The organism is Xanthomonas sp. SHU 199 (assembly GCF_000364665.1).
GTDB classification, from domain to species: domain Bacteria; phylum Pseudomonadota; class Gammaproteobacteria; order Xanthomonadales; family Xanthomonadaceae; genus Xanthomonas_A; species Xanthomonas_A sontii.
In genome coordinates this window covers 1-12088 of sequence record NZ_AQOI01000823.1, presented here as the reverse complement: position 1 = coordinate 12088, position 12088 = coordinate 1, and the positions used below count along the sequence as shown (strand labels likewise).

At 69.6% G+C, this 12088-nt stretch carries 10 protein-coding genes and 2 tRNA genes; 3 read left to right on the top strand and 9 right to left on the bottom strand.

The annotated features are described in order from the left end of the window. The 5 genes from D183_RS0122600 to D183_RS0122580 form a co-directional block, all read right to left on the bottom strand. Positions 1–963 (bottom strand): ligand-binding sensor domain-containing protein (locus D183_RS0122600; RefSeq protein WP_304412348.1); only part of this gene is annotated, 963 nt, incomplete at its 3' end. 779 nt (positions 964–1742) lie between these two features. After that, positions 1743–2489 (bottom strand): 23S rRNA (guanosine(2251)-2'-O)-methyltransferase RlmB, encoded by a 747-nt coding sequence (gene rlmB / locus D183_RS0122595; RefSeq protein WP_017911002.1) that lies wholly within the window; start codon positions 2487–2489, stop codon positions 1743–1745. A gap of 335 nt (positions 2490–2824) precedes the next feature. Beyond that, positions 2825–3292 carry a GFA family protein gene (locus D183_RS0122590; RefSeq protein ID WP_017911001.1) on the bottom strand — a complete coding sequence of 156 codons (468 nt, stop codon included), beginning with the start codon at positions 3290–3292 and terminating at the stop codon, positions 2825–2827. A 102-nt stretch (positions 3293–3394) separates the two neighbouring features. Further along, positions 3395–5818: a ribonuclease R gene (gene rnr / locus D183_RS0122585; protein ID WP_026144762.1), complete on the bottom strand. Its 2424-nt coding sequence runs from the start codon at positions 5816–5818 to the stop codon at positions 3395–3397. A 139-nt stretch (positions 5819–5957) separates the two neighbouring features. Further along, positions 5958–6042 (bottom strand) — tRNA-Leu (locus D183_RS0122580). Positions 6043–6394: 352 nt separating this feature from the next. Here D183_RS0122580 and D183_RS0122575 point away from each other — a divergent pair. Continuing rightward, a complete protein-coding gene (locus D183_RS0122575) occupies positions 6395–6844 on the top strand; it encodes a VirK family protein (RefSeq protein WP_017910999.1) in 450 nt (149 codons plus the stop codon). A 96-nt stretch (positions 6845–6940) separates the two neighbouring features. Continuing rightward, positions 6941–7025 (top strand) — tRNA-Leu (locus D183_RS0122570). 74 nt (positions 7026–7099) lie between these two features. On the opposite strand, the gene D183_RS0122565 is transcribed toward D183_RS0122570, so the two are convergent. Further along, the gene (locus tag D183_RS0122565) at positions 7100–7297 is read right to left on the bottom strand and encodes a hypothetical protein (protein WP_010343993.1); all 198 of its coding nucleotides are present in this window, start codon (positions 7295–7297) and stop codon (positions 7100–7102) included. A 251-nt stretch (positions 7298–7548) separates the two neighbouring features. On the opposite strand from D183_RS0122565, the gene D183_RS0122560 reads away from it, so the two are divergent. Further along, entirely contained in the window at positions 7549–7896 is a 348-nt protein-coding gene (locus D183_RS0122560) for a helix-turn-helix domain-containing protein (RefSeq protein WP_017910998.1), read from the top strand. Between the two features lie 179 nt (positions 7897–8075). Here D183_RS0122560 and D183_RS0122555 read toward each other — a convergent pair whose 3' ends face one another. From D183_RS0122555 to D183_RS0122545, 3 genes are all read right to left on the bottom strand, one after another. Then, positions 8076–9608 (bottom strand): GDSL-type esterase/lipase family protein, encoded by a 1533-nt coding sequence (locus tag D183_RS0122555; RefSeq protein ID WP_017910997.1) that lies wholly within the window; start codon positions 9606–9608, stop codon positions 8076–8078. Between the two features lie 242 nt (positions 9609–9850). Then, on the bottom strand, positions 9851–11428 hold the full coding sequence (locus tag D183_RS0122550) for a DHA2 family efflux MFS transporter permease subunit (RefSeq protein ID WP_026144761.1): 1578 nt from the start codon (positions 11426–11428) through the stop codon (positions 9851–9853). Between the two features lie 8 nt (positions 11429–11436). Next, positions 11437–12088, bottom strand: a 652-nt coding sequence (locus D183_RS0122545; protein WP_017910995.1) for an HlyD family secretion protein, incomplete at its 5' end; no start/stop codon positions are given.

Below are 12088 nucleotides of genomic sequence, written 5' to 3'. Positions count from 1 at the left end.
GCGGGTGTAGCCGGCGAACAGCGTCTCGCGCAGCCGGAACAAGCCGCCGTTGGCGCCGATCCAGATGCTGCCCTCGGCGTCCTGCAGCAGGCTGACGATGCGCCCGTTGGGCAGCACGTCGCCCGGCAGCATGCGCTCGATGCCGTGCACACTGATCCGCAGCAGTCCCTGGTTCTCGGTGCCCAGCCAGATCGCGCCATCGCGGTCGCGCAGCATCGAGGTGAAATGGCCGTAGCCTGGCAGGTGCTGCACCAGCACCGCCTGCTCGCCCTGCAGTCGGTACAGGTTCTCGCCGGCCACCAGCCACAGCGAGCCGTCCGGTGCCCGATACGGCCAGGCCAGCCCCGGCGGCAGGCCGAACGCGGCCGGCGCGCGCCGCAGCACGCCCTGCGGGTCGCGGTACAGCAGGCCATCGAGACTGCCGATCCAGATCCGCCCCTGGTCGTCGGCGGCCATGTGCGGGAAGCTCGCCGCCAACGGCAGGTCGCGCGGCGCCGGCTGGTAATCGAAGCGACCGTCCGGCCACAGGCAGCCCAGGCCGTTGCCTTCGAACAGCAGCCACATGCGGCCGTCGCGGTCCTGGGTCATGGCGTGGATCAGCGCATGCGGCCAGCCCGGCGGCTGCCGCCAGAAGCGCCAGTTGCCGGCCGCATCGTGGCGGCCGAGATTGCCGCGCGAATCGCTCAGCCACAGCGCGCCGGCGCGGTCCACGTACAGCGAGCCCACGCCGTTGTCGGGCAGGCCCGGGCGGGTGCTGCGGTCGATGACGGCGAAGTCCAGGCCGTTGTAGCGCACCAGCCCTTCCCAGGTGGCGAACCACAGGCGGCCGTCCGGGGTCTGCGCCAGATCGCGCAGGGAGTTGTGCGGCAGGCCGTTGCGCGAGGTCCAGGAATCGATCGCGTAGTCGCGTAGCGGCGGCACCCCGTCTGCGCCACCATCGGCGGCCACGGCGCGCCACGCCACGCCCAATGCCAGCAGCAAGAACAGCAGCACCGGCCACGCGCGCCCGCAGTCGCGTGCGAACGCCGCCTCCCCCCTCCCCCTGGCGACGTTCACTGTCCCGACCCGATCCGACGCAGGCGGGGCGCGACAGGACCCTGGCGCGGGGGTCCAGCGTCAAGGGGACGGGGGCGACACAGACTCATTACCGGAGCGGAACACGGGACGAGCGCCCATGGTAGGCAAAAAAGCGTCGCTGCGGGTGGAGGCGGTAACAGGCTGCGGGAAAAGGACGTGTGAAGATTGCGCGGCGGTTAAGCCGGAGCGGCCTTCGCAGAGCGCAGCAGCAACAACATCCCATCGCAGCACCCTCCCTTCTCCCACCGGGAGAAAGTGCCCCGCAGGGGCGGATGAGGGGACGGGCGAAGCCTGGGGAGACATCGATCGCGGCGGCGACAAGCGTGCGGGCGAAGCCTGGTGTCTTCCTGATGCGCGAAGGCTTCGCCCCGTACCCTCACCCCAACCCCTCTCCCGGGGGGAGAGGGGCTCCAGGCGCCACGCGCTCCCCTTCTCCCGCCGGGAGAAGGTGCCCCGCAGGGGCGGATGAGGGTACGGGCGAAGCCTGGGAAGACATCGATCGCAGCGGCGGACAAGCGCGCGGGCGAAGCCTGGTGTCGTTCTGATGCGCGAAGGCTTCGCCCCGTACCCTCACCCCAACCCCTCTCCCGGGGGGAGAGGGGCTTACGTTGCTCCCGACGATGACGGATCAGTGCCGACGTCGCCGGATGGGGGCGGCACCGCGCTCAGCCCAGGCGCTGCCGTACCGCTTCGAACAGGGTCACGCCGGCGGCGACCGAGACGTTGAGGCTCTCGATCTCGCCTGGCATCGGGATCCGCACCAAGCCATCGCAATGCTCGCGGGTCAGCCGGCGCAGGCCGTCGGACTCGCCGCCCAGCACCAGCGCCACGTTGCCGCGCAGGTCCTGCGCGTACAGCGAGGTCTCGGCCTCGCCGGCCAGGCCGTATATCCACACGCCCTGCTTCTGCAGCTCGCGCAGGCAGCGCGCCAGGTTGGTCACCGCCACGATCGGCAGGCGGTCGGCGGCGCCGGCCGAGGTCTTGCGCACGGTGGCGTTGACCGGCGCCGATTTGTCCTTGGGAATCACCACCGCGGTCACCCCGGCCGCAGCGGCACTGCGCAGGCAGGCGCCGAGGTTGTGCGGATCCTGCACACCATCCAGCACCAGCAGCAGGGCGCGGCCTTCGGCGGCGCTGACCAGGCCTTCCAGCTCGCTCTCGGCCCAGGTCCGCGCCGCGGCATAACGCGCGGCCACGCCCTGGTGCCGCACCGCGCCGCCGACGCCGTCCAGCGCCTGCGTGTTCACCCGCCGCACGTCGATGCCCTTGCGCCGCGCGTTCTCCTCGATCTCCTGCAGACGCGGATTCTTGCTGCCCGCTTCCACCAGCACCTCGCGCACGTTGTCCGCGTCGTTCTCGATCGACGAGGCCACGGCATTGACGCCGACGATCCACTGGTTCTGCTTGCTCATGAGGCGGGACTACGCGAAAGGAAAGCGGGCATGGTAGGGGTTGTGGCCGCTGGCGTCATGCCTTGGGGGCCGGGATTGGGGATTCGGGATTGGGGATTGGTAGAAGCGGCTTGGCCGCGACGTCGTGCTTTCCTGCGATGCCCGGGGCCTGCGTGTCGCGACAGCAAGACCACCGACGCAGAGTCATCCAGTCAGGGCGCGGCGCAGCCTTGTGGGAGGGACTTCAGTCCCGACGCGGTGAACTGGGGAACCCAGGCCTGCTGCCTGGCGCGCCGATGACCCGAGGTTACCGGCACCGACACGCTCCGCGCGACGTCGGCACCGGTGGCCTTACCTCAAGCCGGCCAGCGCTCGGTGTCGTGGTCCGGATGCTGGCGCGAGACGACATCGGCCAGGAACGGCGCGGCGGCCAGATCGCCCTCGGTGCGGACCGCCGACAGCCGATGCAGCGCATCCACGAATGGCAGCTTCGCCTCGATGCCGTACTGGATGGTCGGCGGCAAGGCCTCCGGATGGTCGAAGGCGCCGGCCGCGATGGCGACGCCATCCGGGGCCTCGTAGGTCAGCGGCGTGCCGCAGTCGGCGCAGAAGCCGCGCTGCACCAGGTTGGACGAGGCGAAGCGCCTGGGCGCGCCACGGGTCCAGGTCAGGTCCGCACCGCGGGTGGAGACCAGCGGCGCGTAGTAGGCGCCGAACGCCTTCTGGCACATCCGGCAATGGCAGATCGAGGCGTCGTGCAGCCGCCCACGCACGCGGAAACGCACCGCACCGCACTGGCAACCGCCGCTGTACTCCTGCTCCATATCCGCTCTCCGCTGCGAACCGCATCGCGCGGGTGGCTCCCGCACGACGCACGGGAAGCGCGATCGCGGCGGCCGCCATTCGGTCGCCGCGACGCTGCGCCGTCAGTACTTCTTTTTCTTGCGCTTGGCCGGCTGCCCACGCGGCGGCGGCGGCAACTCGTCGTGTACCGATTCGCCTTCTTCGACCAGGCGGAAGTCGATCTTGCGCTCTTCCATGCTCGCCTTCAGCACCAGGATGCGCACGCGGTCGCCAAGGCGGAACTCGCGCCCGCGGCGCTCGCCGGTCAGGGTCTTGCGGGTGGCGTCGAAGTGGTAATAGTCCTGCGGCAACTGGGTCACGTGGATCAGGCCGTTGACCTTGGACTGGTCCAGTTCGACGAACAGGCCGAAGCTGGTGACGCCGCTGACCACGCCGTCGAACTGCCCGCCGACGTGTTTCTCCATCCACGCGGCGCGGTAGCGCTCGTCGACCTCGCGCTCGGCCTCGTCGGCGCGGCGCTCGCGCTCGGAGCACTGCAGCGCCAGCGCCGCCATCGCGCGCGGCGCGTACAGGTACTTGTCCGGCGCGCCGCGGGTCAGCGCGTACTTGATCGCGCGGTGCACCAGCAGGTCCGGATAGCGGCGGATCGGCGAGGTGAAGTGCGCGTACGCCTCCAACGCCAGGCCGAAGTGGCCGGCGTTGTCGGGCGAGTACACCGCCATGCTCTGGCTGCGCAGCAGCACCGATTCCAGCAGCGCCGCGTCCGGGCGCTCGCGCACCTTCTTCAGCAGCTTGGTGTAGTCGCCCGGCACCACCTTGCTCCACGCCGGCAGGCTCAGCTTGAACTCCTTGAGGAACTCCAGCAGGTCGGCGTACTTGGATTCCGGCGGGCGCTCGTGCACGCGGAACGGCGCGGGGATATGCGTTTCCAGCAGGTAGCGCGCCGCGGCCACGTTGGCGGCGATCATGCATTCCTCGATCAGCTTGTGCGCGTCGTTGCGCACCAGCATGCCGGCCTGGGTCACCTCGCCGGTGTTGTCGAGCACGAAACGCACTTCCGCGGTCTCGAACTCGATCGCGCCGCGGCGCGCGCGCGCCTTGGCCAGGATCTGGTACAGCTGATGCAGCCGCTCCAGCTGCGGCAGCACCGCCGCCACGTCCTTGCGCACCTGCTCGTCTTTTTCGCCCACCGCCTGCCACACCTGTTCGTAGGTGAGCCGCGCGTGCGAATTCATCACCGCCTCGTAGAAGCGCGCACCGGCCACCTCGCCCTGGCGGTCGATCTGCATGTCGCAGACGAAGCACATGCGGTCGACCTTGGGGTTGAGCGAGCAGATGCCGTTGGACAGCGTCTCCGGAAGCATCGGCACCACGAAGCCGGGGAAATACACCGAGGTCGCGCGCTTGACCGCCTCGGTGTCCAGCGGCGTGCCCGGACGCACGTAGTGCGACACGTCGGCGATCGCCACCACCAGGCGGAACCCGTCGGCGTTGGACTCGCAGAACACCGCGTCGTCGAAGTCCTTGGCGTCGGCGCCGTCGATGGTCACCAGCGGCGTCTGCCGCAGGTCCACGCGGCCCTTGATCGCCGCCGGCTCCACCGTCAGCGGCACCGCCGCGGCTTCGTCCAGCACCTCTTGCGGGAATTCGTAGGGCAGTTCGTGGCCGTGGATCGCCGCTTCCACCAGCAGCGACGGGGTCAGCTTGTCGCCCAGCACCGCGATGATCTTGCCGATCGGCGGGCGCCGCGCGTCCGGCGCGGAGGTGAGTTCGCACACCACCAGTTGTCCGTCGCGGGCCTCGCCGACGGCGTCGGCGGGGATCTGCACATTACGCTGGATGCGCTTGTCGTCGGGCACCACGAAGGCGATGCCGGCTTCCAGGCTGAAGCGGCCGATCATCCGGGTCAGGCCGCGCTCGAGCACGCGCGCGATGCTGCCTTCGCGGCGGCCGCGGCGGTCGATGCCGGTGACGTTGGCCAGCGCGCGGTCGCCATGCAGCACCTTGCGCATTTCGTACGGCGGCAGGAACAGGTCGTCGCCGCCCTCGTCCGGGCGCAGGAAGCCGAAGCCGTCCGGATTGGCGATCACCACGCCGGGGATCAGGTTGGTCTGCTGCAGCGGCGCGTAGCCGCCGCGGCGGTTCTGCACGACCTGGGCTTCGCGCAGCATCGCACCCAGGCGCTTGCTCAGCGCTTCCTTGCGGGTCGGCTCGGTCAGGCCGAGCTGTTCGGCCAGTTCGTCCAGGGTCTGCGGGCCGTCGCAGCGTTCGAGCAGTTGCAGGATCGCCTCGCGGCTGGCGATCGGCTGCGCATAGCGCTCGGCCTCGCGTGCGGCATAGGGGTCGTGGATCGGCGCGGCAGTGTCGGGCGCGGCCGCCGGCGGCGGCGACGGAGGGTGCAGCGGTTGCAGCGGCGGCTTGGGGCCACGGCGCAGGAAGCTGGGCATCCAGGCGGGCAGACGCGATTTCTTCGGCGTATCGGAGGTGGGCGCGTCGCCAGACGCGGATTTGCCGGGCTTGCCGGACTTGCTTTTGCGAGTTGTCATCCGCGCATGGTACTCCCATGCAGGTGGCCGTCACCCGAACCGGGCGGCGCGCTGCGGCGAACGTGCGCCCCAGAAACGACGAAGCCCGCGTCAGCGGGCCGGTCGGTGCGAGAGTTCAGCGCTCTCGCGATCTTGCATGTGGTGCCCAGGAGAGGACTCGAACCTCCACGGTTTTACCCGCTAGTACCTGAAACTAGTGCGTCTACCAATTCCGCCACCTGGGCGCTGAAGGCCGCGAATTCTGCGGTGCCGCCGCGACCTTGTCAACGCCTATTTTTGCGCCGCTCTCGATTGCCGGCATCGATGACGCGGTCCGACCGCTGCACGCAGCGGTGCCGCGCACGTGCCAACCGCCGCGCGGCTGTTCACGCGCGCACGCTTCGGCGGTGCGCGGATTCGGCGGGAAACCGCATGCGCGATGCCGATTCCGACACAGCGCCGTCACAAGCGGACCCGCTTCGAAGATCCGGCGTGACGGCGGCGGGAGTTCGCGATTTTGTCGGTTGACCCGGATCGGCGCCTCGCTAGTTTGCATCCGGCAATCCGTCGCCCTCCCCCACGCTCCGGAGCATGCCCATGCACAACCTGTCCGCTTCCCTGCTCGCCGCCGCCCTGTTCGCCAGCGCCACCAGCGCCTCCGCCGCCGGCGCCGACGACGCCACGCTCAATTCCCTCACCGAGATCCAGCGCGCCCTGGACAGCGGCGCCTCGGTCGCCGTGGCGATCGACCTGAGCCAGTGCACGCCCACCTCCGGCGGCGCCACCCCGAGCCAGACCCGTGGCGGCCTGCGCATCGGCGCCTACCGCGTCACCGCCGACGGCACCCTGTCCTTCGCCGACGAGCACGTGACCGTCGGCCGCGACGGCAAGCCGATCCAGCAGTTCCTGCGCTACCAGGTGCATCCGGACAACAGCATCGACTTCACCATGTTCGTGTTCGCCCTGCCCAGCTACCAGCAGACCGGCAGCACCCTCGGCTACCGCTGCGCGATCAACCAGGGCCTGCGCTTCAACGTCGGCTACTGAGGTCGCCACCGACGCGTCCGCGACGGCGCTGCACTGCCGCCGTCGCAAAACGCTTGACAGCGCCTGCTGCCACGCGCACAATTCTCGTTCTGAGTTGCCCAGGTGGCGGAATTGGTAGACGCACTAGTTTCAGGTACTAGCGGGTAAAACCGTGGAGGTTCGAGTCCTCTCCTGGGCACCACGACCGACAGGTCGAGCAAGATCTCAAAACCCGCTTCGGCGGGTTTTTTGTTGGCTGCGCGCAGGCCGCGGCGCTCAGCGCTGCGGCGGACGCAACGGACCGATGTCCACGCGCACGCCCTTCACCCACACCGCCACCTTGTAGGCACGGTAGCCCGGGTTGTGGCGTTCGGCCGCACGCGCGGCCAGGTAGGCATTGGCGGCATGCACCAGCACCTGCAAGGACGGCTCCAGTTGCGCGACGCGCCGGAGTCTCACTTCGTAGGTGGCCATGCGCCCTCCCCTACGTACCGGCAGGCGCCGCGTCGTGCCGCGATCGGCCAATGCATGGCGGCGGCGCACCGCGGCGCCGACACCCTCGTGTCCACAACATCCATGTCCTGCATGCGCATCCTCGCGCGTCCGTGCATTCCGCACCGCACGAGTATTGAATCTCCGAACAATTGGAGTCAAGCGTGACTGTACGACAAGCCGGCGGATGCTCCATATCTTGGTAGGCCCGCCGTCCCCCAAGGCCCACCGCGATGAATAGCTTCGGCGAGCGTTTGCGCGAAGCCAGAAAAGCCGCCGGGCTCACCCAGGAGCAGTTGGGCTTCGCGCTGGACGTCACCAAGTCCTCGGTGTCGGCCTGGGAGAACGACCGCGAAACGCCGAGCTTTCGCCTGTTGCCGACGCTGCGCAGCGTGCTGAACCGCTCGCTCGACGAACTGGTGTGCGGCGTCGGTCCCGGCAAGCGTGTGCAGGACCTGCCCGCCGACTATCCGTTGCTGGCACAGGACGCGCAGGAGCGCGCCCTGCTCGCGCGCTATCGCAACGCCTCGGTGCGGCGCCGCGAAGCCGTGCTGGAATTGCTCAAGCCGGACAACGGCTGAGCCACACTGGCGGCGCGTGTGGCGTTCGGGCATCGCCAGTAACGACGGAATGCCATTCGCAGGAGCGGCTTCAGCCGCGACCAAACCCTACCGGTATGCCCGTCGCGGCTGAAGCCGCTCTTACGAGGACGACCACGCTTCCCGCTGAGTCGCGGCACGCGTGATGTTCGAGACGCTCTTCAGCCGCCGACGCCGAGCGTGCGCAGCGCCTCGCCCCAGATCGCGTAGCCCGCTTCGCTGGGATGGGTGCCATCGGGCATCAGCGCCGCCGGCAGCGTGCCGTCCGGCTGCAGGAAGCGCGCGCCGATGTCGAGCCAGCGCACCTGCGGGTCGTGGGCGAAGCGCGCGGCCAGCAGGCGGTTGGTCTGCAGGATCGGCGCACGCTGCGGCGCATCGGCGGCGAAGCCGCGCGGGAAGATGCCCATCAGCACGATCCGGCTGCGCGGCAGGCGCCGCCGGATCTCGGCGACCACCGCCGCCACGCCGTCGGCGGTCTCCTGCGGCGTGTTGGTGCGCGCATGCTCGGTGCCGGCGAGGTTGTTGGTGCCGAGGTTGATCACCACCCAGCGCGGCGCCAGACCGTCGACCTCGCCCTGGCGCAGCCGCCACAGCACGTTCTGGGTGCGGTCCCAGCCGAAGCCCAGGTTCAGCACCCGCGCGTCGCCGAAGGTGCGCTGCCAGGCCCGCGCGCCATTCACCCGGATCGCCTGTGGCGCGCCCGCCCAGAAATGGGTGATCGAGTCGCCAAGCATCACCACCTGCGGCTGCAACTGCCGCGCGGCGTCCAGCGCGGCATGGTGGCGGCCGTACCAGTCGTAGGAATCCTGCTCCAGCCAGGGCACCGCGATGCGCGCGGTGTCGACGTCGGTCATCGCGTCCAGCGGCACCCGCGGCGCCTCGTCGAGCAGCCGCGCCAGGGTCGGCTCGATGGCCTCGGCCATGCGCCGCTGCCCACGCGTGTCCGGATGCAGCGCGCCACTGCCGGGACGCCGCCGCGGATCGTAGAACAGGCTCGGGTCCAGCGTGCCGTCGACGCGCTGGAACACGGTGCCGATGTCCAGGTAGGCCACACGCGGATTGTCGCCGTAGCGCGCCGCCAGCGCGCGGTTGACCTCGGCGTCGCGCGCACTCTTCTGCGCCGACAGTGCGCTGGGCAGCAGGCCGAGCAACAGGATGCGGGTGCGCGGCAGGCGCTGCTCCAGCGTGGCGACCACCGCATCGATCCCGCGCACCGTGTCCGCCGCGCTGTGCCCTTCGTGGCCGGTGTTGTTGGTGCCGATCAGCAGCAGCGCGACCTTGGGCCGCAGGCCGTCGACCTCGCCGTGCTGCAGGCGCCACAGCACGTGTTCGGTGGCGTCGCCGCTGAAGCCGAGGTTGAGCGCGCCGCGGCTGCCGTAGAAGGTCTGCCAGGTCGACTGGAAGTCTTCGTCCGGTGCCTGCGCCTTCTCGTCGTTCTGGGTGATCGAGTCGCCGATCAGCAGCAGCGGCGCATCCGGGTGCGCACGCACCTGCGCCAGCACCTGCTGGTGGCGCTCGGCCCACCAGGCCTCATGCAGGCGGTCGGCCGGGGTCACCGGCACCGGCGAGGCCGCCGGCGGCGGCGCGGCCTGCGCATGGTCCGGGTGCGCACCAAGGCACAGCAGTACGAGGACGGCCGCGCGCGGAAGCGATGCGGCGAAGCGGGCGCCGAAGGCGCGAAGAAAGCGCTGCATGTGCGGGGCTGCCGAAGCCTGCGAAGAGCCGCATTCTGGTGCGCAGGCCGCGGCAGCGGCAAGTGTCCCGGCGCCGGAGCGCGACGCCGGGCATGCATGTCACTTGGCATGCCCTGGTGCGGCGCGCCGGACGGCACGCCATCAGGAAATGGCGTGCAAGCACCGCTATTGCACCACCATTGCAGCGGCACGGAACGGCACGTGTCGTGGTGCCGTCCGTGCCGACGTGCCGCCGTCGAGACTCAGTGGCCGCCAGCCGCCGCCGCGCCACCACCACCGCCGAACGGCGGCTTGGCCAGCCACAGGAAGAAGATGATCCCGAGGAAGGTCCAGCCCAGCAGGTAGAAGATGTCGTTGAAGCCCATCTGCGAGGCCTGGTGGTTGATGGTGTTGTTGAGCAGCGCCGCGCCGTTCTGCAGGCTGCCGTTGCCCATCATCTGCACCTGTTCCTGCATGCCCGGCGTGTAGGTGGAGATGTGTTCGGTCAGGTGCGCATGGTGCAGCTGCGTGCGCTTGGCCCACAGGTAGGTGGTCAGCGAGGCGGCGAAGCTGCCGCCCAGCGTGCGCAGGAACGTGGCCAGGCCGGAACCGGCGGCGATCTCGCGCCCGTCCAGGTCCGACAGCAGGATCTGCAGCACCGGCATGAAGAACAGCGCCACGCCCACGCCCATCAGCAACTGCACCCCGGCCACGTGCGGGAAATCCACCTGCAGGTTGAAGTCCGAGCGCATGAAGCTGGTGGTGGCCATGAAGATGAAGGCGATGCTGGCCAGCAGCCGCAGATCGAAGCGCGAGGCGTACTTGCCGACGAACGGGGTCATGATCACCGGCAGGATGCCGATCGGCGCGGTGGCCAGGCCGGCCCAGATCGCGGTGTAGCCCATGTCGCGCTGCAGCCACTGCGGGATCAGCAGCGACACGCTGAAGAACGCCGCATAGGCCACGATCAGCGCCATGGTGCCGGCGCGGAAGTTGCGGTGGCGGAACAGCCGCAGGTCGACGATCGGATCCTTGTCGGTCAGCTCCCAGATCAGGAACACCGCCAGCGCCACCGCCGAGATCGCGGCCAGCACGACGATCTTGGTCGAACTGAACCAGTCCTCGTCGTTGCCCAGGTCCAGCACCACCTGTAGGCAGCCGACGCCGATGATCAGGGTGATCAGGCCGACGTAGTCCATGCGCGGACGCTCGATCGGCTCGGGACGGTCGCGCAGCTGCGAGCCGACCACGGTCGCGGCGATGATGCCCAGCGGCACGTTGATCAGGAAGATCCATTCCCAGCTGTAGTTGTCGGTGATCCAGCCGCCGAGGATCGGCCCGGCGATGGGCGCGACCACGGTGATCATCGCCAGCAAGGCCAGCGCCTGGCCGCGTTTTTCGCGCGGGTAGATCGACACCAGCAGGCTCTGGGTGATCGGGTACATCGGGCCGCAGACGAAACCCTGCAGCGCGCGCGATACCACCAGCATGCCCATGCTCTGGGCCAGGCCGCACAGCAGCGAGGCCGCGGTGAAGGCCAGCGTGGCCCACACGAACAGCTTGGTCTCGCCGAAACGGCGGCTGAGGAAGCCGGTCAGCGGCAGCGCGATGGCGTTGCTGACCGCGAACGAGGTGATGACCCAGGTCGCCTGCTGCGAACTGGCGCCGAGGTTGCCGGCGATGGTGGGCAGCGAGACGTTGGCGATGGTGGTGTCGAGCACCTGCATGAACGAGGCCATCGCCAGGCCCACCGTGCACAACGCCACACTGGCCGGGCGGAACCCGGCGGCCGGTGCGCCCGGAACCCCGGGCGCGGCGGGAGCGGCAGCTTGGTTGGACATGACCGGGCTCAGTTCGCCTTGGCGGCGTCGGGCAGGTTGGCGTGGATGATCTGCTTCACGGCCGCATCGGCCTGCTGCAGCTGCTGCGCATACACATCGGTATCCAGCAGCGTGCCGCTGGCCGGCTTGGTCGGCAGCACCGCGCCGTTCTGGTCATGCAGGTTGACGTCGGCCTTCATCGACAGGCCGATGCGCAGCGGATGCTGCTCCAGCTGCTTGGCGTCGATGGCGATGCGCACCGGCACGCGCTGCACGATCTTGATCCAGTTGCCGCTGGCGTTCTGCGCCGGCAGCAGCGAGAACGCACTGCCGGTGCCGATGCCGAGGCTCTGCACGGTGCCGTGGTAGGTCACCGCGCTGCCGTACACATCCGACTCCAGTTCCACCGGCTGGCCCAGGCGCATGTGCTTGAGCTGGGTTTCCTTGAAGTTGGCGTCCACCCACACCTGGTTCAGCGGCACCACCGCCATCAGCGCGGTGCCGGGCTGCACGCGCTGGCCGACCTGCACCGAGCGCCGCGCCACGTAGCCCGACACCGGCGCGACGATGGCGCTGCGGGCATTGTTGAGGAAGGCCTGGCGCACCTGCGCGGCGGCGCCCTGCACGTCGGGCTGGTCGGCCACGCCGTTCTCGTCGATCAACGCGCGGTTGCGCGCCAGG